Raw genomic sequence first — 24,966 nt, 5'->3', positions numbered from 1 at the left:
TAAATTTAACCGATATCGAATGATTTATTTTTAAATCATATGGTTATAACTATGAAACATACTGTTGATGTGATGATCCCCGAAGCGGAGATCAAAGCCCGTATCGCTGAATTGGGTCGTGAGATCACTGAACATTATCGTGATAGCGGTAGTGATATGGTGCTGGTTGGTCTGCTGCGTGGCTCATTTATGTTCATGGCGGACTTGTGCCGTGAAGTTCAGGTGCCACACGAAGTCGATTTTATGACGGCATCGAGCTATGGCAGTGGCATGTCCACCACCCGCGATGTGAAAATCCTGAAAGATCTCGATGAAGATATTCGCGGCAAAGACGTACTGATCGTCGAAGATATTATCGACTCCGGTAATACACTGAGCAAAGTGCGCGAGATCCTGAGCCTGCGTGAGCCGAAGTCACTGGCCATTTGTACGCTGCTGGATAAACCGGAGCGTCGTGAAGTTGACGTGAACGTCGAGTGGGTGGGTTTCGCCATTCCTGACGAATTCGTAGTGGGCTATGGTATTGATTACGCACAGCGTTATCGCCATCTGCCCTACGTCGGTAAAGTGGTTCTGCTGGACGAGTAATTTGCCGGATATTCAAGCTAATCCGAGCTATGAAAAAGGGCCTTTAAGGCCCTTTTTGCTATCTGCGTTACTGTGAAGGTGTTCTATTCTTGTGGCTTCGATGGGAGTTCTGAAGGTTCGAAATCCCGCTGCGATAACGCTGTTCTAGTGATTCGCGGGTGGTGGCGGTCACTTCCAGGTCACGCAGGCGACCATCGTGAATACCATAAGCCCAACCGTGAATGGTGACTTTCTGGCCGCGTTTCCATGCTGACTGCATGATGGTGGAATGGCCGAGGTTATAAACCTGCTCCATCACATTCAGCTCGCAAAGCGTATCCAGACGCTGCTCCGGTGGGAGTTCACCCAGCAGGGAACTATGCTTGAACCAGATATCGCGGATGTGCAGCAGCCAGTTGTTGATAAGCCCTAAATCCGGGTTCTCAACCGCCGCTTGTACACCACCGCATCCGTAGTGACCGCAGATAATAATGTGTTCAACTTCAAGAACATCTACCGCGTACTGAACAACAGAAAGGCAATTTAAATCCGTATGAATTACCAGGTTTGCCACGTTACGGTGAACAAACAACTCGCCGGGTTCAAGGCCTGTCAGACGTTCAGCGGGAACGCGACTATCAGAACAGCCAATCCACAAGAAGCGAGGTTTTTGGGCTTGAGACAAACGTTCAAAGAAGCCCGGATCTTCGTCCTCCATCAGTTTTGACCAGACCTGGTTATTGCTGATGAGGGTATCAATGTCTTTCATGGAGGTTAACAACCTGTAACGGAATAAGTGCGTTGAGGTAATATAGGGGAACTGAATAAATTTTAAAACTGCTATCCCCGTCATACTTCAACTTGCAGGGGAGTTGGCTGCACCCTGATTCATTTGGGGCATAACTTTTAGTACCGGAAAAGGCAACCGTAAATAATGACAATTGCACTAGAACTGGAACAGTTAACGAAAACCTATCCCGGCGGTGTACAGGCGCTGCGCGGCATAGATCTTCGTGTTGAAGCAGGGGACTTTTACGCTCTGCTGGGGCCAAATGGCGCAGGAAAATCCACCACTATCGGCATTATCAGCTCGCTGGTAAATAAAACCTCTGGCCGGGTTCGCGTGTTTGGTTACGACCTGCAAAAAGACATTGTTAACGCCAAACGCCAGCTTGGGCTGGTGCCGCAGGAATTTAACTTTAACCCGTTTGAAACGGTGCAACAGATTGTTGTTCATCAGGCGGGCTACTACGGTGTTGAACGCAGCGAAGCCATCGCGCGTAGCGAAAAATACCTCAAACAGCTCGATTTGTGGGAAAAACGCAACGAACGTGCGCGCATGTTGTCCGGCGGCATGAAGCGCCGTTTGATGATTGCCCGCGCGTTAATGCATGAACCAAAATTGCTGATCCTTGATGAACCAACAGCGGGCGTTGATATCGAACTGCGTCGCTCGATGTGGGGTTTCCTGAAGGATTTGAACGACAAAGGCACCACCATCATTCTGACCACTCACTATCTTGAAGAAGCAGAAATGCTGTGCCGTAACATCGGCATTATTCAAAATGGCGAGCTGGTAGAAAATACGTCAATGAAATCACTGCTCTCCAAGCTTAAGTCAGAGACGTTTATCCTCGACTTAGCGCCGAAAAGTCCATTGCCACAGTTAGATGGTTATCAGTACCGTTTGGTAGATACCTCGACACTGGAAGTGGAAGTGTTGCGTGAGCAGGGAATTAATAGCGTATTCAGCCAGTTAAGCTCTCAAGGGATTCAGGTATTAAGTATGCGTAACAAAGCAAACCGTCTGGAAGAGCTGTTCGTCACGCTAGTCAACGGTCCGAAAGGAGGCCAGGCATGATGCATCTCTATTGGGTGGCGTTAAAAAGTATCTGGACCAAAGAAATCCACCGTTTTACGCGTATCTGGATACAAACCCTGGTCCCGCCGGTCATCACCATGACCTTGTATTTTATCATTTTCGGTAATTTGATCGGTTCGCAAATTGGTTCAATGCATGGTTTTACCTACATGCAATTCATCGTGCCGGGTTTGATCATGATGGCGGTGATTACCAACTCCTATGCCAACGTGGCCTCTTCATTCTTTAGCGCCAAGTTCCAGCGCAACATTGAAGAGCTGCTGGTGGCTCCAGTGCCGACGCACATTATTATTGCCGGTTATGTTGGTGGCGGTGTGGCGCGTGGCCTGTGTGTTGGGATTCTGGTGACGGCGGTATCGCTGTTCTTTGTCCCATTCCAGGTGCATTCGTGGCTGTTTGTGGCATTAACATTGCTGCTGACCGCTATCCTGTTCTCGCTGGCCGGTTTGCTGAACGCCGTGTTCGCCAAAACGTTTGATGACATCAGCCTGATCCCTACATTCGTGCTGACACCCCTGACCTATTTGGGTGGCGTGTTCTACTCATTAACGCTGCTACCTCCGTTCTGGCAGGCGTTGTCTCACCTGAACCCGGTCGTGTATATGATCAGCGGATTCCGCTACGGTTTCTTAGGCATTAATGACGTGCCGTTGCTGTTCACGATTACGGTATTGGTGGGCTTTATCGCCGCGTTCTACATTCTTTGCTGGTATCTGATCCAGCGTGGGCGTGGTTTGCGCAGTTAACCAGATTTCCCCCAACTTCTGGATTCTATTTTCAGAAGTTGGGGGATGGTCGTGTACAATAGTGCTGCAAGATAAATGTTAATTTGTTAAGAATTTTAAAATGAAGGGAATATTAGCGTATATTTCTCATTGTCCCTTGATTAAACGATAATATTTCATGCTGATAATTTGCTGAGATTAATTTTGTTATTGACGATATGCCCCGTAGCTGTTCTTTTCTCATCAATAACTCATAGTCGCGGAGATTAGCCCTGCGGGCTGTATCTAATGAGCCACATTTAAATGTTGCTATATTATTGATAACAGATTTTTTATATCCGAAGCGTAAAAGGCCGAGAATTTCTCTGGCTGTCACAACATGAAAACCGCTCTGGTAGTTCCAAAGGTTGTCAGGCGACAGCGGCGACATGAGTCGGAAATCTGCATATCGGTGTATACCGCCCATTATCCAACAGTCATTAAGCACTCCAAGCCATTTGTCCATCGCCAGGATATTGCCTTTGGCCTCTTGCTTCCAGAGATTGTCACCTTGTGCAAGATTACATTTCTGTAAAATATCTTTCCGCCATAAATCACCGGTACGACCAATTAACATGGCGCCGGAGGCTGTATTGGCTTTCATATATGCGTGCCAGCAATATTCAACAAGATCGTTAAGATTATTTTTTCTTCGTGTATGGTTGAAAAATTGGCTTGATATACTGCTATTAACTATGCCTTGTTGCCCTTCTTGTTCCCAGATAAAAGAATCATGAGTGCGGGAAAAACCTATACTTTCTAAATCTCTTCTCAGAGTTAATATATTATACACTAAATGAAATCCTGGAAATAAAATCACATCAAACATTATTAACAATGATTGGTATATTTTCATATGCGGCGAGATATTTCTTAATATGGAAAATACAATAAATACTATCTGTTATTATGTCTACTTAATAAATAATGTTCTGGAATTGAGATTGATAACAAACCTCTGTCGCAGGTCGGGTGAACGTAGCATCACCCGACACTTTCACCTGTCATTATAGATAGATAGAGTGGGGGCGCTTACGCTTATCTACGCTATAAACCCCGTTTAGCAACAGCCTGACTGAATATATTTAAGAACTGGGGTCTACAAAACGACCAGTATGCTGAAGCGTTGTCTATCAGCAACAACCGAGCAAGATTTTTTTTGCTCAGAATTGATTAGTATCACAGAGCTAATTTTTCCCTCTGGCACACTGTCGCTCCGCAAACAGGAGAACGCCATGCTAGGTTGGGTTATTGCCGGTCATGACTACTACGCTCAGGATATGCTGGATGCTATTGAGCGTCGTTTTGGGCCTCAGCCTCAATGTTGTGCTGTGAATTACTGGAAGGGGCTGAGCACCAATATGCTGAGCCGTATGATGTGTGACGCACTTTATAACTGCGATTCTGGGGACGGCGTTATTTTTCTGACGGATATAACCGGTGCTGCGCCTTATCGCACGGCGGCATTAATCAGCCACCAGCATACCCATTGTGAAGTGATCTCCGGTGTGACGCTGCCCGTGTTGTTCGCGATGCGTGCCTGTCGCAACACCTTGACCAGTGAAGAGTTCCGCGAGCGTATCGTTGAGCAGGGCGGGGACGACATCACCAGCCTTTGGCATCAACAACAAAAAAATCCTCCCTTCGTATTACTCCACCAATATTGATCTGAAAGGTTGGTATTGGGTGGGCTTTTGTTAGAATGACCGCTTCTTTTCGTCATTGAGACACTCTGTGCAATCAAATCCGTTATGCTAACTCGTCTTATCTTTGCCGCCCTGATGCTGATTTGTGGCACCAGCGCTAATGCCAGCCTGCTCAGCAGTCACCATACTCCCGCGCAATATATGCAAACCACCGAAGATGCCGATATTTGGGCGCAAGTGGGGGATAAAGTCATCTCTGTCGGTACCATTCAGGAAGGACAAATTCTGGCAGTCGTCCCGACGGCGGCCGATTATTATGAGTTCAGTTTTGGCTTCGGTACCGGCTTTATCGATAAAACACATCTGGAGCCGGTGCAGGGAAAACAGCGTGTTGAAGACCGTCTGGGGGATTTGCACAAGCCATTGAGCAACCAGAACCTCGTGACCTTCCGCGATGTTGCGGTGTACAACGCGCCAGATAATGGTAGCGCCCCGTTTGGTACGCTGGCCGATAACATACGTTATCCAATTATTGCCCGGCTAAAAGACCGGCTCAACCAGACCTGGTTTCAGATTCGAATTGGCAACCGTCTGGGGTATGTCAGTAGCCTTGATGCCCAGCAGGACGAGGGTATTCCTGTACTCACTTATCACCATATCCTGCGTGATGAAGAGAACACCCGTTTCCGTCATACCTCCACTACCACGTCTGTTGTGGCATTCGGCAACCAAATGGCGTGGTTGCGGGACCGGGGTTACACCACACTGACGATGTATCAGCTTGAAGGTTATGTGCGCAATCGCATGAACATGCCGGCGCGTGCGGTAGTGATTACGTTTGATGACGGGCTTAAGTCGGTTTATCGCTACGCTTACCCGATCCTCAAGCAGTACGGTTTCAAGGCGACGTCATTCATTATCTCGTCACGCATTAAAGCGCATCCGCAACCCTGGAACCCGAAGGGGCTACAGTTTATGAGTATTTCGGAGTTGCAGGCGAGCAAAGATGTGTTTGATATCCAGTCGCACACCCACTTCTTACATCGTGTTGATGCAAACCGTCAGCCGACACTGTTACGCCGTACTTACCGTAATATCCTGCTGGATTTTGAACACTCAAGACGGGCTCTGTCGCAGTTTAATCCGCATGTTATCTACCTTTCGTATCCGTTTGGGGGCTACAACGATAAAGCCGTACAAGCGGCTAATGACGCGGGATACCATATGGCGGTGACGACAGTACGCGGGAAAGTGAAGCCGGGAGATAACCCGTTTTTGCTGAAACGGCTTTATATATTACGTACCGACTCGTTAGAAACGATGTCGCGGCTTATTAGTAACCAGCCGCAGTCTTGAGTTTTGTAGGGTGGATAAGCGAAAGCGTCATCCACCAACTACGTCAATTTTGTCGGGTGACGCTTCGCTTACCCGACCTACAAATTCTCAGAAACGATCTGACTAGGCCACCTGAACCGGTACGGCTTTCGCCAGGCGTTTCATTTCGTTGTCGCCATCGAAATAAGCCACTTTCGGCTGCCAGCTACGCGCTTGCTCATCTGGCATCGTCACGTAAGTAGCGATAATCAGAATGTCGCCCACATCGGCACAATGTGCCGCAGCGCCGTTCACCGAAATGATTTTAGAACCGCGTTCGCCAGCGATTGCGTAAGTAGAAAAACGCTTACCGTTGGTGACGTTATAAATATCAATGGCTTCATATTCCAGAATGCCAGCCGCCTCAAGGAAGTCCTGATCGATGGCGCAGGAGCCTTCATAGTGCAAATCCGCCTGCGTCACTTTGACACGGTGAAGTTTGCCTTGCAGCATGGTGCGTATCATAGCTTAAACCTTCGTCACTATTGGGTTACAGAAATGGCAAGCGCAGCGCTTGCCACCGGAAATTAGTGGGGCAGTATTGCCCGATTTTGCCAGGCTGTCTACTGCGCGAGCTCGACCTGAATATTATCAATTAAACGCGCCTGGCCTAGCCATGCGGCCATCAACACCACTGCGCGTTTGCTCTCAACATCCAGCTCCAGCAACGTATCCGCATCGCGAATTTGCAGGTCGTCTGAACGGAAGCCTTTTTCATTGAGTTCCGTTGCCGCGATTGCCAGCAATTCTTCAGTATCGCGCTCACCGGCACGCAGTTTGTCCGCCAGAGTTTGCATCACTTGATGCAGGCCCGGTGCGATTTTGCGTTGTTCAGCAGTCAGATAGCCGTTGCGCGAACTCAGCGCCAGGCCATCTTTCGCGCGCACGGTTGGCACACCAATGATTTCGATGTCATAACCCATGTCCGCAACCATCTTGCGAATTAACGCGAGTTGTTGGAAATCTTTCTCACCGAAACAGGCGACGTCAGGCTGCACCATGTTAAACAGTTTGCTGACGATGGTGGACACGCCGCGGAAATGCCCCGGACGGCTTGCACCTTCGAGCATGGTAGAAAGCCCAGGAACGTCGACGAAGGTCTGCGAATCCAGCCCTTTCGGGAAAATGTCACCCGGCGCTGGTGCAAATACCAGGTCGACTTTGCGGCGATTGAGCTTCTCGCAATCTTCCTGCAAGGTGCGTGGGTAGCGCGTTAAGTCATCCGGGCGGTCAAACTGCATCGGATTAACAAAAATGGTGGTGACCACCACATCGGCGCTGCTTTTCGCCTCATCGACCAGCTTCATATGCCCGTCGTGCAGGTTCCCCATGGTAGGGACCACCGCAATGCGCTTGCCTTCCTGGCGCCAACGGCGGATCTGCTGACGCAGCATTGGTATCGTTTCGATAATCAACACAACCCTTCTCCTGTCAGTGGAAACTATGTTCTTCACCTGGATAGGTGCCGGACTCAACTTCGTTGATGTACTGGCGCACCGCAGCGCGCATGTCGCCGGTTCCTGTAAGGAAGTTTTTCGCAAATTTTGGAATATGGCCACCGGTGATGCCGAATGCATCATGCATCACCAAAATCTGTCCGTCAGTGACGTTGCCAGCGCCGATACCAATAACCGGGATAGTCAGCGCGTCAGTCACACGTTTTGCCAGCGCAACCGGCACGCACTCCAGTACTAACAGTTGCGCACCTGCAGCTTCGAGCGCCAGGGCATCATCAAGCAACGTTTGTGCCGCAGTTTCATCACGGCCCTGGATTTTATATCCGCCGAAGATATTCACCGATTGCGGCGTTAAACCCAAATGTCCGCATACTGGAACCGCACGCTCAGTCAGCATTTTGACGGTATCAACCAGCCAGCGACCCCCTTCAATTTTGACCATGTTCGCACCCGCGCGCATCACTTCAGCCGAGTTAGCAAAAGTTTGCTCAGGGGTGGCGTATGCCATAAACGGCAGGTCAGCCAGCAACAGGCAATGCGGCGCACCACGGCGTACCGCGCGCGTGTGGTAGACAATATCTTCTACGGTGACGGGCAGTGTGGAGTCGTGGCCTTGAACGGTCATTCCTAAGGAATCGCCAACCAGCATGACGCCAATGCCTTCCTCGGCAAACAGTTTTGCGAAGCTGAAATCATAAGCTGTGATGGTGGCAAACTTGCGTTGAGCCTGTTTCCATTGGCGCAACTGAGACATGGTGATTGGTTTCATGGCAGTCCCTGAGAATTAAGGGTGGGGAGTGAAATCTAAATACCCTTCAACGAATAAGTGGCAGGGTATAACAAATAAAACACGTCCGTGGTTACCAAAAAGTAATCCCATCCTGGGAGATATTTTCTAAAACTTTAGCGACAGGCAGGCCGCCTGGGAAGGCGCAATCAGGCGCGATTTCCAGTAATGGAACTAACATGAACGCACGGTTTTTCATATCGTAATGCGGCACGGTAAGAGTTGGCGTGGCCAGCGTCAGATTACCGAACAACATGATGTCGAGATCCAGTGTACGTGGCCCCCAGCGTTCGGCTTTGCGTACCCGTCCGTGCTCCAGCTCAATACGTTGAGTATGAGCCAGTAAGCCTTCCGGAGACAGTTCCGTTTCCAGCGCGACAGCAGCATTCAGGTAATCGGGTTGGTCTTGCGGGCCAAGTGGCGGAGTGCGATAGAAAGAGGAGATAGCAACCACCCGGCTTTGCGGGATGGTTGCAATAGCGTCCAGCGCATGAGTCACTTGCTCAAGCGGGGCGTCCTGGTTGCTGCCAAGGGCGATATACGCCAGTGTCATGCACTTCCTCCGCTACGCGGTGCACGTTTACGCGGACGACGATGACGGCGGCGTACCGCTGGTTCATCACCTAATACATCGAGCATATCTTTTTGCGCAGGGGGAGCGGCCACCTGGAATTCACCCCACCATTTGGTCAGGCGCAGTAATTCCTGGTTATTTTCCACTTCAGCACGCAAGGCCAGCAAATCATACGCCGCGCGGAATTTAGGATGCTCCATCAGCTTCCAGGCGCGTTTGCCCTGGCGGCGCGACAGACGAAGCTGCAAGCCCCAGATGTCACGAACCAGCGTAGTAATACGTTTTGGAATAGCCAGCGCACGGCAGGCTTCATCCAGCACTTCGTTCATCGCTAATGCGAAGGCGTCCATATAGGCAAGGCCGCTCTCCTGGGTCAGCTTTTGGGCCATCTCCAGTTGCGGATACCAGAAAATAGCCGAGAACAAGAAGGCCGGATTGACACGCATATCGTTATGAATGCGGTTATCGGTATTCTTCAGCACCTGAGCGATCATGCGCTCCATCGGGCTGTCACCCTGCTCGGTAAAGTAGCGGGTGATGGTCGGGAATAACGGCTGGAAGAGCTGATATTCACGCAGTAATTCATAAGTGTCGTACCCGTGACCGGCTTGCAGAAGTTTCAGCGACTCTTCAAACAAACGGGCTGGCGGGACGTCATTAATCAAGGTTGCTAAGCGCGGAATAGGTTCGCCTGTTTCCGGGCTAATCGTCATATTCAGCTTCGCGGCAAAGCGCACGGCACGCAGCATGCGAACCGGATCTTCGCGATAACGCGTTTCAGGATCGCCAATCAGACGGATGACGCCATTGCGTAAATCACGCAGGCCACCGACATAATCACGAACGGAGAAATCCGCCACGCTGTAATAAAGGCTGTTGATAGTGAAATCGCGGCGCTGAGCATCTTCTTCGATGGAACCGAAGATGTTATCGCGAAGCAGCATGCCGTTTTGACCGGTCTGCGAAGTCTGTTTATCAGACTTTTGCTCTTCGTGGTGACCACGGAAAGTCGCAACTTCGATGATTTCCGGCCCAAACATCACGTGTGCCAGGCGGAAGCGACGGCCAACCAGACGGCAGTTGCGGAACAGTTTACGCACCTGATCCGGTGTGGCGCTGGTGGTGACATCAAAGTCTTTCGGCTGTTTGCCGAGCAATAGGTCACGGACACCGCCGCCCACGAGGTAAGCCTCGTAGCCTGCTTTGTTCAGACGATAGAGCACCTTGAGGGCATTTTCACTGATATCTTTGCGGGACAGAGCGTGCTGGTCACGCGGAATTACCGTGATTTGCGGGAGATCTTCACTCTCCTCGACCACGACGTCATCGCGGTTAAGCACCTTGCGGCAAAAATTAGCGACTCGGGTAAAAATAGTACACCTCGGCAGTGTCAATCATAGGGACAAAAAAAACAGCGGCTAATCATAGCTCAGTGCGTGGCATTTGAGAATGACGTATTCACGAAGAGCCAGACACAACAGCCTGCAGCGACCAGTTTTGCACCGCCAGACTGAGTAACTCACTGAGCGACAAATCTTGCCAGCCAGCAATTTCTGGTTGGTTTAAAAAACCCATAGCTGCATGAAGAACCGGACGTGGATCGCCCTGTGGTAGGGCTGGCGCATGATTTTGCTTAGATAACTTGGCGCCATTTTCGTTGAGTACCAACGGCAAATGGACGTAATCAGGCACCGTCCAGCCAAACTGTTGATAGAGTGAAATTTGTCGAACCGTCGGCTCAATTAAATCAGCACCGCGCACAATTTCAGTCACACCCTGAAAATTATCGTCCACAACTACAGCAAGATTATAGGCAAATAACCCATCACGGCGGTGAATGATAAAATCTTCGCGAGCGAGTTTTTCATCGGCAATTAATTTTCCGTGCAGTTTATCGGCAAAACTTAATACCGGATGATGTTGCACAAACCGTAACGCGGCATTCTCTGGTCCGTGATTTAACGTGCGGCAATGGCCGTCGTAGTAACCACCGATTTGCTGAATGCGGCTGCGGGTACAGGTGCAGAAATAACTCATACCTTGCTGCTGCAAGAAGGCGAGGGCTTCACGGTAGGCTTCGTGGCGTTGGGATTGCCATAAAACGTCACCATCCCAGTGCAATCCATAATGTTCTAATTGCTGCAAGATGGTGGTAGCGGCACCAGGGATTTCTCGAGGTGGGTCGATATCTTCGATGCGAACCAACCAGCGGCCCTGCTGCGCGCGGGCTTGCAGATAACTGCCCAGTGCGGCAATCAGCGACCCAAAATGGAGTTCACCGGAAGGCGAGGGTGCAAAGCGTCCAATATAGCGAGATGTGGTCATCAGTGTTGTGAAAGGCTGGAAATGAATAAGGCGGGAGAGTCTCCCGCCTTTGAAAGTGGTGAAATTGCGGGCCGTTAGCCAGCCATTTGTTTTTCGCGAATTTCTGCCAACGTTTTACAGTCAATGCACAAATCAGCTGTCGGGCGAGCTTCGAGACGGCGGATGCCGATTTCAACGCCACAGGATTCGCAGAAACCGAAATCTTCGTCTTCTACTTTCTTGAGGGTCTTCTCGATTTTCTTGATCAGTTTACGTTCCCTGTCACGGTTACGCAGTTCGAGGCTGAATTCTTCTTCCTGGGCTGCACGGTCAACCGGGTCCGGGAAGTTTGCTGCTTCATCCTGCATATGCGTTACCGTGCGATCAACTTCATCCATAAGTTGGCTACGCCAGGCTTCAAGAATACGCTTGAAGTGCGACAGCTGGGCTTCGTTCATATATTCTTCGCCCGTTTTCTCCTGATATGGCTCCACCCCAGCGATGGCGAGGATACTCAGGGACGATGTTTTACGCTTTTGCCCTTCTTGCATGTTGTTTCTCCTTAACACGCACTATCGGTCCCCTGGTAGGGGGAAAATCAGGCCGCTATAAATAGCAGATGCTTTTCAGGATGGCAATTATATAAATTCCTCTCTTGACAAGCCTGTGAAGAAAAGCGTATTTACGCGAGCCGCCAGCACACAAAACAGACAAACATTAATACCCATCATCTTTCAAGTTACAGGTACGTTAGCTGCTATCGCTCACCCTAATCTCTTACTTGAGTAAGCTCATCGGGATTCGCTCGTTTGCTGCCTTCCTGCATCTTGAAATCTATTGGGTATATTCAGGATAAAAGAACAGGCAACGGCGAAATTAGAGTTAAGCCACTTGCTGAAAGTTCAGCTTTATAAGCAAGAAGTTCGACTCCGCACTGTTGCGCCTCAGATAACAACTGCGCATATTTTGCATCGATGTGGCGTGCCGGGGAGACCTGGGTAATTGCCGAATGCAAAACGGTAAACAGCAGCACCGCGCGTTCGCCCTGCAAAACCACATTCATTAATTCCCGCAAATGCTTCTGCCCGCGCAGGCTAACGGCATCAGGGAAATAGCCACAATCTTGTTGTGATAACGTGACTGATTTCACTTCAATATAGCAGTTAACCTTGCAATCTGCTTGCAACATAAAATCAATACGGCTGCGCTCCGCGCCGTACTTTACTTCGCTTTTAATTGTGCTGTAACCCGATAGTTCTGAAATAGTTTCAGCGCCTAAGGCTTCTTTCACGACGCTATTCGCGCGCAGGGTATTTACACAGATAAAGTCGCCATTTTGCGTCTGAGTGATTTCCCAGGTGTGGGGATATTTACGCGTCGGGTTATCTGATGTGGAATACCAGACGGTATCGCCGGGCGTAGCACAACCGGTCATTGCGCCAGTATTTGGGCAATGAAGGGTTAATTCTTCGCCGGAAAGCGTGACGACATCGGCCAAAAAGCGTTTATAACGTTTAATTAGTGTGGCCTGCTGCAACGGTGGGCTAAATTCCATTCATTCTTCCTTTACCCGTCATACTTCAAGTTGTTGATGTGTTGGCTGCTCGCTCTCACCCCAGTCACACAGTTACCTATGCTCCTGGGGATTCACACGCTTGCCGCCTGCCAACAACCCGAATTATTTAGGGTCATTTATTTAATGACCAGCGTTGTAACTCCTGGTAACGCGTTCGCCCTTGTTTGAAAACAGACTCATACAGCACAAATTCATCTACCTGATATTGCCAGCGGAAATTGGGGGATGGAATGGAGACCGCACGCGGCGTATTGCGATAAAGGGTGATGTGCGGATGAAATGGCTGTGGGCTTTGGTAACAGCCACTGCGCGCCGCCTGAGAGCGTAACATGTTTGCCAGTTGAATGAGCCCTAAAGGCGCATGGCGCGGACCAATCCACACAACACTCGAACGCAGCCATTGCCCGGCATCATCAATGGTCAGAGTAAATCCGCGCTGGCGGATGCGCCCGGCTAACTGGCAAAGTGCCTTTTGCTTTTCCGCGCTGATGTCACCCAAAAAGGCGAGCGTCAGATGCAGGTTAGCGGCGGCAATTGGCCGCCCGGTATCTTCAGGAAACTGAGTGGCGCGCCACTGGATAATCTGTTTTTGCACATCAGCAGGCAGTTCGAGGGCAAAGAACAGACGGCGAGTTTCAGCCATGGTGGTCTCTCGGTAATAGATTGCTACAATAGCGAACTTCGCATCATACCTTTTTGGAGCCGTTTGTGCCGTCATTACCGGTCGCCGCAGTGCTACCCGACATTCTTCACGCTTTGCAAAATGCACCGCAAGTTTTATTGAGCGCGCCAACGGGTGCCGGTAAATCGACCTGGCTGCCGTTGCAGATTTTGCAGCAGGCAAACTTAGATGGGCGCATTCTGCTGCTCGAACCGCGTCGCCTGGCGGCACGTAATGTTGCACAACGTCTGGCGGAATTATTGGGTGAGAAACCCGGTGAAACAGTCGGTTATCGTATGCGTGCCGAAACGTGTGTCGGGCCCAATACGCAGCTCGAAGTGGTCACTGAGGGCATTTTGACGCGCATGATCCAGAACGATCCTGAGCTTGATGGGGTGGCGCTGGTTATTCTTGATGAGTTTCATGAACGTAGCCTGCAAGCTGACCTGGCGTTAGCGTTGTTGCTCGATGTGCAGCAGGGATTACGCGATGACCTCAAACTTTTGATCATGTCGGCAACCCTTGATAACCCGCGTCTGCAACAGTGTTTACCTGATGCCCCGGTCATTATCTCTGAAGGGCGGGCATTCCCTGTTGAGCGCCGTTACAGTCCGCTTTCCACTCATCAGCGTTTTGATGAAGCGGTGGCCATTGTGGTGGCGAATTTGCTGTGCGAAGAGTCGGGCTCGCTGTTGCTGTTTTTACCGGGCGTTGCTGAAATCCAGCGTGTTCAACAACAGTTACAAGAGCGCGTCGCAAGCGACGTGCAGCTTTGCCCGTTATACGGTGCGTTGCCGTTAAACGAACAGCGCAAAGCGATTTTGCCTGCAGCAAATGGCATGCGCAAAGTCGTGCTGGCGACCAACATTGCTGAAACCAGTCTCACCATCGAAGGCATCCGCCTGGTGGTGGACACCGCGCTTGAACGCGTGGCGCGTTTTGATGTGCGTAGCGGATTAACGCGGCTTATCACGCAGCGTATAAGCCAGGCGTCGATGGTTCAACGTGCCGGACGAGCAGGGCGACTGGAAGCGGGTATTTGCCTGCACTTAACCAGCGCTGAGCAAGCCGAGCGTGCGGCGACCCAAAGTGAGCCCGAAATACTGCAAAGCGATCTTTCCGGCCTGATGCTCGATTTGCTGCAATGGGGTTGTCAGGATCCGCATCAGCTCACGTGGCTTGATTCTCCTCCCGCCGCCAACCTTAGCGCCGCACAGGCATTATTACGCCAGCTCAATGCACTCGACGCGCAAAACCGGCTCACGCCGGTCGGCCAGAAGATGGCAAATTTGGGCAACGAACCTCGCCTTGCCGCGGTGTTGGTCAATGCAAAAACCGCTGATGAACAAGTCACTGCCGCACGCCTGGTCGCGATCCTTGAAGAGCCGCCCCGTGGTCATGACAGTGATTTGCGAAACGCATTGAGCCGGCGGCAGGAAAACTGGCAGCAGCGCAGTTCACAGCTGTTGAAGCGGCTGAATAATCGTGGTGGTGCCGCCGATTTATCTCTTGTCGCCCCGTTACTGGCTCAAGCTTTCCCCGATCGTATCGCACGGCGTCGCGGCCAGGAAGGTCGCTATCAATTAGCTAACGGCATGGGGGCGATGCTTAATCAGGACGATCCGTTAACGCGTTATGAATGGCTGTTAGCACCTTTACTACTGCAGGGGAGCAATACGCCAGACGCGCGGATCTTGCAGGCCATTCCTCTTGAGATCGATACGTTAACCGCGCAATGCCCATCGTTATTAACCCAAAGTGATTCCATTGAGTGGGATGAAACTCAGGGCACCTTGAAAGCTTTTCGTCGCACGCAGATTGGCAAACTGGTGGTGAAAGTCCAGCCGCTGGCGAAACCGTCTGAAGAAGAATTGCATCAAGCCATGCTCAACGGCATTCGCGAAAAGGGTCTGGCTGTTCTTAACTGGTCATCCCATGCGCAACAGTTTCGTTTGCGCCTGGCTTGTGCAGCAAAATGGTTGCCGGAACTTGCGTGGCCGGATGTTTCGGATGATGCTTTGCTACGAAATTTAGACAGCTGGTTATTACCTGAACTGCATGGTGTACACTCGCTTCGCGCGCTTAAAAACATCGATGTCACACGCGCGTTACACAATCTACTCGACTGGAACGCACGCGTTCGTCTGGATAGTGCGCTGCCAACTCATTACACTGTGCCGACAGGAAGCCAGATAGCAATTCGCTATGATGATGAAAATCCGCCAGTTCTTGCTGTTCGTATGCAAGAAATGTTTGGTGAAGCGCGAACCCCAGTGATCGCCGAAGGCCGTGTGCCACTGGTTCTGGAACTGCTCTCCCCGGCACAACGCCCCTTACAGATAACGCGTGATTTAACCGCGTTCTGGAAGGGTGCCTATCGGGAAGTGCAAAAAGAGATGAAAGGACGTTATCCAAAACACGTCTGGCCGGATTCGCCAGCAGACGCGCTGCCCACGCGGCGTACTAAAAAGTACCAATGACTTTGAGAGATTTCCTCTTCCGACTTATGCGGAAGACAGGAGAATCAGGCCTTGCGCCTTTTTTTGGTGGAGAAAGCAATGGCGGGGAATGACCGCGAACCGATTGGACGTAAAGGTAAACCTTCACGTCCTGTAAAAGAGAAAGTAAGCCGCCGTCGTGTCCGTGAAGAGGAATACGACGCGGATTACGACGATGATTATGACGACGAGGAACCGATGCCGCCACGTAAAGGAAAAGGTAGCGGTAATGGCCGTCCGCCACGTAAGAAGCACCGCTGGTTGTGGTTCTTACTAAAACTGTTTGTTGTCTTTGTCGTGCTGTTCGTGATTTACGGCGTCTATCTTGATCAGAAGATCCGCGCCCGTATCGATGGCAAAGTCTGGCAACTCCCGGCAGCCGTTTATGGCCGCATGGTGAACCTTGAACCAGACATGCCGTACAGCAAAAAAGAGATGATCAACCTGCTGGAAGCCACTCAGTACCGTCAGGTGACGAAGATGACTCGTCCTGGTGAGTTTACCGTGCAAGGCAACAGCATTGAGATGATCCGTCGTCCGTTTGATTTCCCTGATAGTAAAGAAGGGCAGATCCGCGCACGTCTGATTTTTGATGGTGACCATCTGGAATCGATCCAGAACATGGACAGCAACCGTAGTTTCGGTTTCTTCCGTCTGGATCCGCGTTTGATCACCATGTTGTCTTCTCCGAACGGTGAGCAGCGTCTGTTTGTGCCACGCACCGGTTTCCCGGATTTGCTGGTTGATACGCTGATTGCCACAGAAGACCGCCATTTCTATGAACATGATGGGATCAGTTTCTACTCCATCGGTCGTGCAATGCTGGCGAACTTCACCGCCGGTCGCACCGTGCAGGGCGCAAGTACACTGACCCAACAGTTAGTGAAAAACCTGTTCCTGTCGAGCGAACGTTCTTACTGGCGTAAAGCCAACGAAGCGTACATGGCGCTGATCATGGACGCGCGCTACGGCAAAGATCGCATCCTCGAGTTGTATCTGAACGAGGTGTACCTCGGGCAGAGTGGGGATAACGAAATTCGCGGTTTCCCGCTGGCGAGCCTGTACTACTTTGGTCGTCCGGTTGAAGAGTTAAGCCTTGATCAGCAAGCGTTGCTGGTGGGCATGGTGAAAGGTGCGTCGATTTACAACCCGTGGCGTAATCCGAAACTGGCTCTGGAGCGTCGTAACCTTGTGCTGCGTCTGTTGCAAGAGCAGAAGGTGATCGACCAGGAACTTTACGACATGCTGAGCGCCCGTCCACTGGGTGTGCAACCGCGTGGCGGCGTTATTTCACCGCAGCCTGCATTTATGCAAATGGTGCGTAACGAGCTTCAGACCAAGCTTGGCGATAAAGTTAAAGACTTGTCTGGCGTGAAGATCTTCACCACTTTTGACTCCGTTTCTCAGGATGCGGCAGAAAAAGCGGTAAGCGAAGGCGTACCGGTTCTACGCGCCTCGCGTAAGTTGAAAGATCTTGAAGCGGCGATGGTGATTGTTGACCGTTCAACCGGTGAAGTTCGTGCCATGGTTGGCGGCGCTGAAACCCAGTACGCTGGCTTTAACCGCGCGATGCAGGCACGCCGTTCTATCGGTTCTCTGGCAAAACCGGCAACCTATCTGACGGCGTTAAGCCAGCCTGATGCTTATCGTTTGAATACGTGGATTGCCGATGCGCCAATTGCTCTGAAGCAGCCGAATGGCCAGGTCTGGTCACCGCAAAACGATGATCGTCGCTATAGCGGGCAGGTAATGTTGGTCGATGCACTGGCACGTTCAATGAACGTTCCAACGGTTAACCTTGGCATGGCGCTTGGCTTACCAGCCGTGACCGATACCTGGATTAAACTCGGTGTGCCGAAAGACCAGTTGCATCCGGTTCCGGCCATGTTGCTGGGCGCACTAAACCTGACGCCAATTGAAGTGGCTCAGGCATTCCAGACCATTGCCAGCGGCGGTAACCGCGCAACGCTTTCAGCCTTGCGTTCGGTGATTGCTGAAGATGGCACCGTGCTGTATCAAAGCTTCCCGCAGGCGGAACAGGCTGTTCCTCCACAGGCGGCTTACATGACGCTGTACACCATGCAGCAGGTTATGGCTCGCGGTACCGGGCGGGCGTTGGGTGGCAAATATCCGAACCTGCATCTGGCAGGGAAAACGGGTACCACCAACGATAACGTGGATACCTGGTTTGCCGGTATCGATGGCAAAGAAGTTGCCATTACCTGGGTAGGGCGTGACAACAACCAGCCGACCAAACTGTACGGTGCGAGCGGGGCGATGTCGCTCTACCAACGTTATCTGTCTAACCAGACTCCGATTCCACTGGTGCTCAATCCTCCGGAAGATATCGTAGATATGGGTGTGGATAGCGCGGGTTACTTCCAGTGCGGTGGTGGCGGGGATCGTGTCCTTCCAGTATGGACGACGAATCCGGATGGATTGTGCCAGCAAAGCCAGCAGGCTGAGCAGAACAATAATCCGTTTAGCCAGTCGCAGCAGCAGCCTCAACAGCAGCCGCAACAGCAACAACAACCACAGCAACAACAGCCGCAGCAGCAAGAATCGAGCGATGGTGTTGCCGGTTGGATTAAGGACATGTTCGGCAGTAAGTAAGTTTACGCCCTCACCCTAACCCTCTCCCCCTGGAGAGGGAACTCTCTTTTCTGCCTCTCCAGTGTAAGACGTGACTTTCTTTTCTACCTCTCCAGCGGAAGAAGTGACTTTCTTTTCCTCCCTCTCCCTCAGGGAGAGGGCCGGGGTGAGGGGTGTTTGATGACTGTTTTCCCCCTTCACCGATAATCCCTGCAATCACTCTGGTTAATTATTATTCCCTCGCACTTAGAAGGGGTGTGATCCGCTTGCTATGCGCTTTCCGTTTCGTCTATTATTCTGCGGGCATAATAATAATTCTCGTTTTCGTTATCATTCGTCACTTCATCAGAGATAATACAATGGCGCGTTTAAGAACTGGAAAACCAGTCAATACCTCTATCCGCAAGCTCGCTTTTTTTGTTGCTGCCGCCGTAAGCGGTGTCAGCGCGCCGGGCTTTGCAGCAGATAGCACAGCAACCAAAGAAGACACCATCACCGTTTCTGCTGGTGTAGCTGACGAAAGCGCGTGGGGCCCGTCTCCAACGATTGCAGCAAAACGCACGGCAACCGCGACCAAAACCGACACGCCAATTGAAAAGACACCACAGTCTATTTCTATTGTGACGCGTGAAGAGATGGATACTCACCAGCCAGCTTCCGTTAAAGAAGCGCTGGGCTATACGCCGGGTATTACCGTTTCAACACGTGGCGCATCTGACACCTACGACGCGGTGAAAATCCGTGGTTTTGGTTCAGTTAACCAGAACAATTATTTAGATGGTCTGAAGCTTCAGGGCGACTTCTACAACGAAGTGATCATCGACCCGTATATGCTTGAGCGCGTGGAATTAATGCGTGGCCCAACTTCCGTACTGTACGGAAAAAGCAGCCCAGGCGGCATCATTACTATGGTGAGCAAGCGCCCAACGACTGAACCGCTGAAAGAAGTGCAGTTCAAAATGGGTACCGACAACCTGTTCCAGACAGGCTTTGATTTCAGTGATTCACTGGATGATGCAGGTGTTTATTCTTATCGCCTGACGGGTGTGGCTCGTTCTAACGACGACCAGCAGCAGTTCTCCAAGCAGAAACGTTATGCGATTGCGCCGTCGTTCTCCTGGCGTCCTGACGATAAAACCAATTTCACTTTCTTAGCTAACCTGCAAGACACCCCAGAAACGGGTTATTACGGTTGGCTGCCGAAAGAGGGTACCGTTGAGCCGTTACCAGATGGTTCTCACTTACCGACTGATTTCAACGAAGGTGTACCAAATAACACCTACTCGCTGTCTCATAAAATGGTTGGTTACAGCTTCGACCACGAGTTCAACGACACTTTCACCGTGCGTCAGAACCTGCGTTATGTTGACTCTAAAACCAATCAGAAAAGCGTTTACGGCACAGGCGTAGATTCAACCGGCCATATGCTGACTCGCGGTACCGTTGTTGATAACGAAAAACTGCACAACTTTGCTGTTGATACCCAGTTGCAAAGCAAATTCGCAACAGGCGATCTTGAACATACCCTGCTGACGGGTGTGGACTTCCAGCAAATGCGTAACGATGTGAACGCGACCTTTGGCAGCGCTCCTCCACTGGATTTGTATAACCCAGTGTATGAAAACTACGACTTTGGCGATGCGGATCCGTATCAGCAAAACAAACAGAAACAGACCGGTATCTACATTCAGGATCAAGCTGAGTGGAACAAGTTTGTTCTGACGGTCGGTGGTCGTTACGACTGGCTGAAACAGTCTACTCTGGCGTACCAGGCGAATAACTTCACCGAGCGTGATGACAGCGAATTCACCGGTCGTGCAGGTCTGAACTACCTCTTCGATAACGGTGTCTCGCCATACATCAGCTACAGTGAATCCTTCGAGCCAAACTCGGGTGCAGATTTCTACGGCAACACCTTCAAACCTTCGAAAGGTCGTCAGTACGAAGCGGGCGTGAAGTATGTGCCGAAAGATATGGCTGTCGTGATTACCGGTGCGGTTTATCAGCTGACCAAGTCTGATAACCTGATGTCCGATCCTGACACTTCACACGGCTTCTCTTCAGTTCAGGGCGGCGAAATCCGTTCTCGTGGTGTTGAGCTTGAAGCGAAAGCGGCGGTTAATGCCAACATTAACGTGACGGCTTCCTACACCTACACCGATGCGGAATACACCACCGACACCAATTACAAAGGCAATACGCCTGAGCAGGTGCCAGAGCATATGGCTTCATTGTGGGGTGATTACACCTTCAATGAAGGTGCTCTTACTGGTCTGACTCTCGGTACCGGTGGTCGCTTGATTGGTTCCAGCTACGGTGACCCAGCGAACAGCTTCAAAGTGGGCAGTGCTGCGGTACTGGATGCAGTGGTTAAATATGACCTCGGCCGCTTTGGTATGAATGGTTCGAGCGTCGCGGTTAACGTGAACAACCTGCTTGATCGTGAATATGTTGCCAGCTGCTTCGCCACTTACGGCTGCTTCTGGGGCGCTGAGCGTCAGGTTGTTGCGACTGCAACATTCCGCTTCTAAGTGTATTCGGGCACGGTTCGCCGTGCCCTTCAACAAAGTTGGCTACCATGCAGGACAAACACCTTCATCCCGATACCACGTTTAGCCTCACTGACGTTTCCTTCCGCGTACCCGGCCGCACGCTTCTCCACCCCTTATCGATTACCTTTCCCGTGGGAAAAGTCACCGGTCTGATTGGGCATAATGGTTCGGGCAAATCGACATTGCTGAAAATGCTTGGCCGTCATCAGAAGTCCTCTGAAGGGGATATTCATCTCAATGATCAACCTCTTGATAGCTGGAGTAGCAAGGAATTTGCGCGCAAAGTCGCGTATTTACCTCAGCAACTTCCGGCCGCCGAAGGGATGACGGTGCGTGAACTGGTGGCGATTGGTCGATATCCGTGGCATGGCGCACTCGGTCGTTTTGGTGTGGCAGACAGAGAATTGGTTGAAGAGGCGATTACGCTGGTTGGGCTGAAGCCTTTTGCGCATCGTCTGGTGGATAGTCTTTCTGGTGGTGAACGTCAACGTGCGTGGATTGCTATGCTGGTGGCACAAGATAGCCGCTGCCTGCTGCTTGATGAGCCGACATCGGCGCTGGATATTGCCCATCAGGTTGATGTGCTGGCGCTTATCCATCGTCTTAGCCAGCAACGCGGTCTGACCGTCATTGCTGTCCTGCATGATATCAATATGGCGGCTCGCTATTGCGATAACCTGGTCGCTTTGCGCGGTGGTGAAATGATTGCTCAGGGTAGCCCGGCTGACCTGATGCAAAGCGCAACGCTTGAACAGATTTATGGCATTCCCATGGGCATCCTGCCACATCCTGCGGGTGCTGCCCCGGTAAGCTTTGTTTACTGATGAGTGAACTGATTAATCCTTTGTTGAGTCGTCGTCAGCTGCTCACCGCACTTGCGCTCTCACCGCTTTTGCTCAACATGGGCAATGCACAGGCTGCAACCGTTGATCCTCATCGCATTGTGGCGCTGGAATGGTTGCCCGTCGAACTGATGCTGGCGCTGGGCATCAAGCCTTATGCGATGGCCGATATCAAGAATTATCAAGCCTGGGTCGGCGAGCCAAAATTGCCGGATGGCATTATTGAAGTTGGCTTGCGCACCGAACCAAATCTCGAACTTCTTACCCAGCTAAAACCGTCTCTGATCCTCTATTCCGCAGGCTACGGCCCGCAGCCTGAAAAACTTGAGCGTATCGCGCCGGGTGTGGGATTTAGTTTCAACGATGGTTCCGGGAAACCGTTAACAGTCGCCCGCCAGTCGCTGACCGAACTGGGTGAAAAACTCGGTATGCAGCAAGCGGCAAGCGAGCACTTGCGCAAGTTCGACCAATTTATCGAACAGATGAAACCCCGCTTCGCCGCGCGTGGCGATAAGCCCGTATTACTGATGACGCTATTAGATTCGCGCCACGCACTGGTCATTGGGAAAAGCAGTCTCTTCCAACAGGTGATGGATTTGTTAGGTGTGAAAAATGCCTGGTCTGGTGAAACTAACTTCTGGGGAAGCGCGGTCGTCGGCCTCGAGCGTTTGGCCGAGGTCAAAGACGCCGACGTCATCTGCCTTGATCACAATAACGACGCTGAAATGGCGCGAGTGATGGCAACGCCTTTATGGAATGCGATGCCGTTTGTTCGCCAGAATCGTTTCCAGCGAGTACCTCCGGTATGGCTTTATGGCGCCACGCTTTCCGCCATGAACTTCACCACCATGCTGGCTAAAGCCATAGGGAGCAACGCGTGAAACATCGGTATGCAGTGTTTCCGGCGTTGCTTTTATCGCTGCTGTTTATTGTTGCCTGTGGGCTGACGCTGCATAACCTGAAGGCACAACTGCCTTCCACGCAGTGGAGTGTGGCTTTATGGCAACCCAATATTGATGACATCAATCAGATGTTGTTCCACTACAGCTTACTTCCACGTCTGGCTATCTCGTTACTGGTTGGCGCCGGACTGGGGCTGGTGGGGGTACTCTTCCAGCAAGTGCTGCGTAACCCGCTTGCCGAACCGACCACATTGGGCGTGGCGAGTGGCGCACAGTTAGGTGTCACTGTTGCCACGTTGTGGGCGCTGCCGGGTGGGTTTGAGACCCAACAATTCGCGGCATTAGTGGGTGCGGGTGTTGTCGGCCTCCTGGTGTTTGGTGTCGCCTGGGGTAAACGTTTATCGCCTGTCACGCTGATCCTCGCAGGTCTGGTACTGAGCCTGTATTGCGGCGCGGTAAACCAGTTACTGGCGATTTTCCATCACGACCAGTTACAGAACATGTTCCTGTGGAGCACCGGCTCGCTGAATCAGCAGGACTGGGACATCGTCAACGGTTTGTGGCCGCGCCTCGTGGGCGGTTTATTGTTAACGCTACTGTTATTACGCCCACTGACGCTGATGGGGCTCGATGACGGTGTCGCCCGTAATCTGGGCCTCGCACTGTCGATGGTTCGCCTCGCGACACTGGTGCTGGCGATTTCCATCAGTGCGTTACTGGTTAACGCCGTGGGAATTATCGGTTTTATCGGCCTGTTTGCACCGCTGCTGGCGAAAATGCTCGGGGCGCGACGCTTGATTGCGCGCCTGCTGTTAGCGCCGCTCATCGGTGCGTTGATTTTATGGCTGTCAGATCAGTCCGTTATCTGGCTCACCAGCGTGTGGCGTGAGATTTCGACCGGTACGGTGACGGCTCTGATTGGTGCACCACTGCTGCTTTGGTTGTTGCCGCGCTTGCGTACCGTTGGTTCGCCTGCGATGAACCAGGGCGATAACGTTCCGACAGAACGTCAACATCTCGGCTGGTGGGCATTAATTGGTGGCGGCGTACTGGCACTGGTTATTGTCACCGCATTGACGTTAGGACGTGATGCGCACGGCTGGAACTGGGTGAGTGGGTCGTTGTTACACGATCTGTTGCAGTGGCGCTGGCCGCGCGTTCTGGCAGCCCTCACGGCGGGCATGATGTTGGCCGTCGCCGGGAGCGTGATTCAGCGTTTAACAGGTAACGCGATGGCAAGCCCGGAAGTGTTAGGTATCAGCTCTGGTGCTGCATTCGGTGTAGTCGTGATGCTGTTTATTGTGCCGGGTAATGCCTTCGGCTGGTTGCTGCCGGCGGGCAGTCTGGGTGCCGCCGTGACGTTGTTGGTCATCATGGTGACAGCCAGCCGTGGTGGTTTTTCTCCGCAGCGCATGTTGCTCGCCGGGATGGCGCTCAGTACCGCATTTACCATGTTGCTGATGCTGTTGATGGCGAGCGGTGACCCGCGTATGGCGGGGATCCTCACCTGGATTTCCGGTTCAACCTATAACGTCACCGGTGAACAGTCGGTCAAAACGCTTATCCTGATGGTGATTCTGTTTGCTCTGACGCCGCTGTGCCGCCGTTGGTTGATGATTCTTCCTTTGGGCGGCGCAACTGCACGGGCAATTGGTATGGCGTTGACGCCATCGCGCTTTGCATTGCTTTTACTGGCTGCAACGCTAACGGCTGCGGCAACCATGACCGTTGGACCGCTAAGTTTTGTTGGCTTAATGGCACCACACATTGCGCGGATGCTCGGATTTAGACGGGCAATGCCACAGTTGATTATATCAGCGTTGCTGGGTGGGATGTTGATGGTGGCGGCAGACTGGTGCGGCAGAATGATCCTCTTCCCGGATCAGGTTCCGGCCGGGCTGTTGGCGACGTTTATCGGTGCGCCGTATTTTGTTTATTTGCTGCGTAAGCAGACTCGCTGATTGCGTTGGATGACGCTTCGCTTATCC

At 51.6% G+C, this 24,966-nt stretch carries 21 protein-coding genes and 1 pseudogene; 11 read left to right on the top strand and 11 right to left on the bottom strand.

Going from position 1 to position 24,966, the window contains the following annotated elements; translation table 11 throughout:
• Positions 1-51: 51 nt before the first annotated feature.
• On the top strand, positions 52-588 hold the full coding sequence (gene hpt, locus WBL83_RS19160) for a hypoxanthine phosphoribosyltransferase (protein WP_424590611.1): 537 nt from the start codon (positions 52-54) through the stop codon (positions 586-588).
• A 67-nt stretch (positions 589-655) separates the two neighbouring features.
• Here the strand turns inward: hpt and can are convergent, their stop codons facing one another.
• Positions 656-1,336: a carbonate dehydratase gene (gene can, locus WBL83_RS19155; RefSeq protein ID WP_367595717.1), complete on the bottom strand. Its 681-nt coding sequence runs from the start codon at positions 1,334-1,336 to the stop codon at positions 656-658.
• A 165-nt stretch (positions 1,337-1,501) separates the two neighbouring features.
• On the opposite strand from can, the gene WBL83_RS19150 reads away from it, so the two are divergent.
• Together WBL83_RS19150 and WBL83_RS19145 are read left to right on the top strand one after the other, a co-directional pair.
• Entirely contained in the window at positions 1,502-2,428 is a 927-nt protein-coding gene (locus tag WBL83_RS19150) for an ABC transporter ATP-binding protein (protein WP_424590610.1), read from the top strand.
• Positions 2,425-3,195 (top strand): ABC transporter permease, encoded by a 771-nt coding sequence (locus WBL83_RS19145; protein WP_424590609.1) that lies wholly within the window; start codon positions 2,425-2,427, stop codon positions 3,193-3,195. Before WBL83_RS19150 ends, WBL83_RS19145 begins: the two co-directional genes overlap by 4 nt.
• A 112-nt stretch (positions 3,196-3,307) precedes the next feature.
• Here the strand turns inward: WBL83_RS19145 and WBL83_RS19140 are convergent, their stop codons facing one another.
• A complete protein-coding gene (locus WBL83_RS19140; protein ID WP_424590608.1) occupies positions 3,308-4,042 on the bottom strand; it encodes a hypothetical protein in 735 nt (244 codons plus the stop codon).
• A gap of 406 nt (positions 4,043-4,448) precedes the next feature.
• On the opposite strand from WBL83_RS19140, the gene WBL83_RS19135 reads away from it, so the two are divergent.
• Both WBL83_RS19135 and WBL83_RS19130 read left to right on the top strand, forming a co-directional pair.
• Complete coding sequence (locus WBL83_RS19135; RefSeq protein ID WP_424590607.1) at positions 4,449-4,880, top strand: PTS sugar transporter subunit IIA; 432 nt, start codon at positions 4,449-4,451, stop codon at positions 4,878-4,880.
• An 84-nt stretch (positions 4,881-4,964) separates the two neighbouring features.
• Positions 4,965-6,215 carry a polysaccharide deacetylase family protein gene (locus WBL83_RS19130; protein ID WP_424590606.1) on the top strand — a complete coding sequence of 417 codons (1,251 nt, stop codon included), beginning with the start codon at positions 4,965-4,967 and terminating at the stop codon, positions 6,213-6,215.
• Positions 6,216-6,317: 102 nt separating this feature from the next.
• Here WBL83_RS19130 and panD read toward each other — a convergent pair whose 3' ends face one another.
• The 9 genes and pseudogenes from panD to thpR form a co-directional block, all read right to left on the bottom strand.
• The gene (panD, locus tag WBL83_RS19125; protein ID WP_034493438.1) at positions 6,318-6,698 is read right to left on the bottom strand and encodes an aspartate 1-decarboxylase; all 381 of its coding nucleotides are present in this window, start codon (positions 6,696-6,698) and stop codon (positions 6,318-6,320) included.
• Positions 6,699-6,796: 98 nt separating this feature from the next.
• On the bottom strand, positions 6,797-7,651 hold the full coding sequence (gene panC, locus WBL83_RS19120; protein WP_424590605.1) for a pantoate--beta-alanine ligase: 855 nt from the start codon (positions 7,649-7,651) through the stop codon (positions 6,797-6,799).
• Between the two features lie 13 nt (positions 7,652-7,664).
• Positions 7,665-8,459 carry a 3-methyl-2-oxobutanoate hydroxymethyltransferase gene (panB, locus tag WBL83_RS19115; protein WP_424590604.1) on the bottom strand — a complete coding sequence of 265 codons (795 nt, stop codon included), beginning with the start codon at positions 8,457-8,459 and terminating at the stop codon, positions 7,665-7,667.
• 91 nt (positions 8,460-8,550) lie between these two features.
• Positions 8,551-9,030: a 2-amino-4-hydroxy-6-hydroxymethyldihydropteridine diphosphokinase gene (gene folK / locus WBL83_RS19110; RefSeq protein ID WP_424590603.1), complete on the bottom strand. Its 480-nt coding sequence runs from the start codon at positions 9,028-9,030 to the stop codon at positions 8,551-8,553.
• A complete protein-coding gene (gene pcnB, locus WBL83_RS19105; RefSeq protein ID WP_424590751.1) occupies positions 9,027-10,424 on the bottom strand; it encodes a polynucleotide adenylyltransferase PcnB in 1,398 nt (465 codons plus the stop codon). The genes folK and pcnB overlap by 4 nt, the downstream gene beginning before the upstream one ends.
• A 56-nt stretch (positions 10,425-10,480) precedes the next feature.
• Positions 10,481-11,376: pseudogene (gene gluQRS, locus WBL83_RS19100) on the bottom strand (tRNA glutamyl-Q(34) synthetase GluQRS).
• Between the two features lie 74 nt (positions 11,377-11,450).
• Positions 11,451-11,906: an RNA polymerase-binding protein DksA gene (dksA, locus tag WBL83_RS19095; protein WP_183272810.1), complete on the bottom strand. Its 456-nt coding sequence runs from the start codon at positions 11,904-11,906 to the stop codon at positions 11,451-11,453.
• A gap of 296 nt (positions 11,907-12,202) precedes the next feature.
• Positions 12,203-12,910, bottom strand: a complete 708-nt coding sequence (gene sfsA / locus WBL83_RS19090) for a DNA/RNA nuclease SfsA (RefSeq protein ID WP_424590602.1) — start codon at positions 12,908-12,910, stop codon at positions 12,203-12,205.
• 133 nt (positions 12,911-13,043) lie between these two features.
• On the bottom strand, positions 13,044-13,574 hold the full coding sequence (gene thpR, locus WBL83_RS19085; RefSeq protein ID WP_424590601.1) for an RNA 2',3'-cyclic phosphodiesterase: 531 nt from the start codon (positions 13,572-13,574) through the stop codon (positions 13,044-13,046).
• Positions 13,575-13,639: 65 nt separating this feature from the next.
• Here thpR and hrpB point away from each other — a divergent pair, with 65 nt between their 5' ends.
• The 6 genes from hrpB (at position 13,640) to fhuB (ending at position 24,939) form a co-directional block, all read left to right on the top strand.
• Complete coding sequence (hrpB, locus tag WBL83_RS19080) at positions 13,640-16,072, top strand: ATP-dependent helicase HrpB (protein ID WP_424590600.1); 2,433 nt, start codon at positions 13,640-13,642, stop codon at positions 16,070-16,072.
• A gap of 78 nt (positions 16,073-16,150) precedes the next feature.
• A complete protein-coding gene (gene mrcB / locus WBL83_RS19075) occupies positions 16,151-18,703 on the top strand; it encodes a bifunctional glycosyl transferase/transpeptidase (RefSeq protein WP_424590750.1) in 2,553 nt (850 codons plus the stop codon).
• Between the two features lie 338 nt (positions 18,704-19,041).
• Positions 19,042-21,213: a ferrichrome porin FhuA gene (gene fhuA, locus WBL83_RS19070; protein ID WP_424590599.1), complete on the top strand. Its 2,172-nt coding sequence runs from the start codon at positions 19,042-19,044 to the stop codon at positions 21,211-21,213.
• A 47-nt stretch (positions 21,214-21,260) separates the two neighbouring features.
• Positions 21,261-22,058, top strand: coding sequence for a Fe3+-hydroxamate ABC transporter ATP-binding protein FhuC (gene fhuC / locus WBL83_RS19065; RefSeq protein WP_424590598.1), 798 nt, complete (start codon positions 21,261-21,263; stop codon positions 22,056-22,058).
• Entirely contained in the window at positions 22,058-22,957 is a 900-nt protein-coding gene (fhuD, locus tag WBL83_RS19060; protein WP_424590597.1) for a Fe(3+)-hydroxamate ABC transporter substrate-binding protein FhuD, read from the top strand. Before fhuC ends, fhuD begins: the two co-directional genes overlap by 1 nt.
• Positions 22,954-24,939, top strand: coding sequence for a Fe(3+)-hydroxamate ABC transporter permease FhuB (fhuB, locus tag WBL83_RS19055; RefSeq protein ID WP_424590596.1), 1,986 nt, complete (start codon positions 22,954-22,956; stop codon positions 24,937-24,939). Before fhuD ends, fhuB begins: the two co-directional genes overlap by 4 nt.
• Positions 24,940-24,966 lie beyond the last annotated feature (27 nt).

The organism is Buttiauxella sp. (assembly GCF_049686335.1).
Taxonomy (GTDB): Bacteria; Pseudomonadota; Gammaproteobacteria; order Enterobacterales; family Enterobacteriaceae; genus Buttiauxella.
This window is presented reverse-complemented; position numbering and strand designations above follow the sequence as displayed.

Bases quoted from the DNA above. Each gene is read 5' to 3' on its own strand.
- hpt (WP_424590611.1), top strand. From the start codon at position 52: ATGAAACATACTGTTGATGTGATGATCCCCGAAGCGGAGATCAAAGCC.
- can (WP_367595717.1), bottom strand. From the start codon at position 1,336: ATGAAAGACATTGATACCCTCATCAGCAATAACCAGGTCTGGTCAAAA.
- WBL83_RS19150 (WP_424590610.1), top strand. From the start codon at position 1,502: ATGACAATTGCACTAGAACTGGAACAGTTAACGAAAACCTATCCCGGC.
- WBL83_RS19145 (WP_424590609.1), top strand. From the start codon at position 2,425: ATGATGCATCTCTATTGGGTGGCGTTAAAAAGTATCTGGACCAAAGAA.
- WBL83_RS19140 (WP_424590608.1), bottom strand. From the start codon at position 4,042: ATGTTTGATGTGATTTTATTTCCAGGATTTCATTTAGTGTATAATATA.
- WBL83_RS19135 (WP_424590607.1), top strand. From the start codon at position 4,449: ATGCTAGGTTGGGTTATTGCCGGTCATGACTACTACGCTCAGGATATG.
- WBL83_RS19130 (WP_424590606.1), top strand. From the start codon at position 4,965: ATGCTAACTCGTCTTATCTTTGCCGCCCTGATGCTGATTTGTGGCACC.
- panD (WP_034493438.1), bottom strand. From the start codon at position 6,698: ATGATACGCACCATGCTGCAAGGCAAACTTCACCGTGTCAAAGTGACG.
- panB (WP_424590604.1), bottom strand. From the start codon at position 8,459: ATGAAACCAATCACCATGTCTCAGTTGCGCCAATGGAAACAGGCTCAA.
- folK (WP_424590603.1), bottom strand. From the start codon at position 9,030: ATGACACTGGCGTATATCGCCCTTGGCAGCAACCAGGACGCCCCGCTT.
- dksA (WP_183272810.1), bottom strand. From the start codon at position 11,906: ATGCAAGAAGGGCAAAAGCGTAAAACATCGTCCCTGAGTATCCTCGCC.
- sfsA (WP_424590602.1), bottom strand. From the start codon at position 12,910: ATGGAATTTAGCCCACCGTTGCAGCAGGCCACACTAATTAAACGTTAT.
- thpR (WP_424590601.1), bottom strand. From the start codon at position 13,574: ATGGCTGAAACTCGCCGTCTGTTCTTTGCCCTCGAACTGCCTGCTGAT.
- mrcB (WP_424590750.1), top strand. From the start codon at position 16,151: ATGGCGGGGAATGACCGCGAACCGATTGGACGTAAAGGTAAACCTTCA.
- fhuA (WP_424590599.1), top strand. From the start codon at position 19,042: ATGGCGCGTTTAAGAACTGGAAAACCAGTCAATACCTCTATCCGCAAG.
- fhuC (WP_424590598.1), top strand. From the start codon at position 21,261: ATGCAGGACAAACACCTTCATCCCGATACCACGTTTAGCCTCACTGAC.
- fhuD (WP_424590597.1), top strand. From the start codon at position 22,058: ATGAGTGAACTGATTAATCCTTTGTTGAGTCGTCGTCAGCTGCTCACC.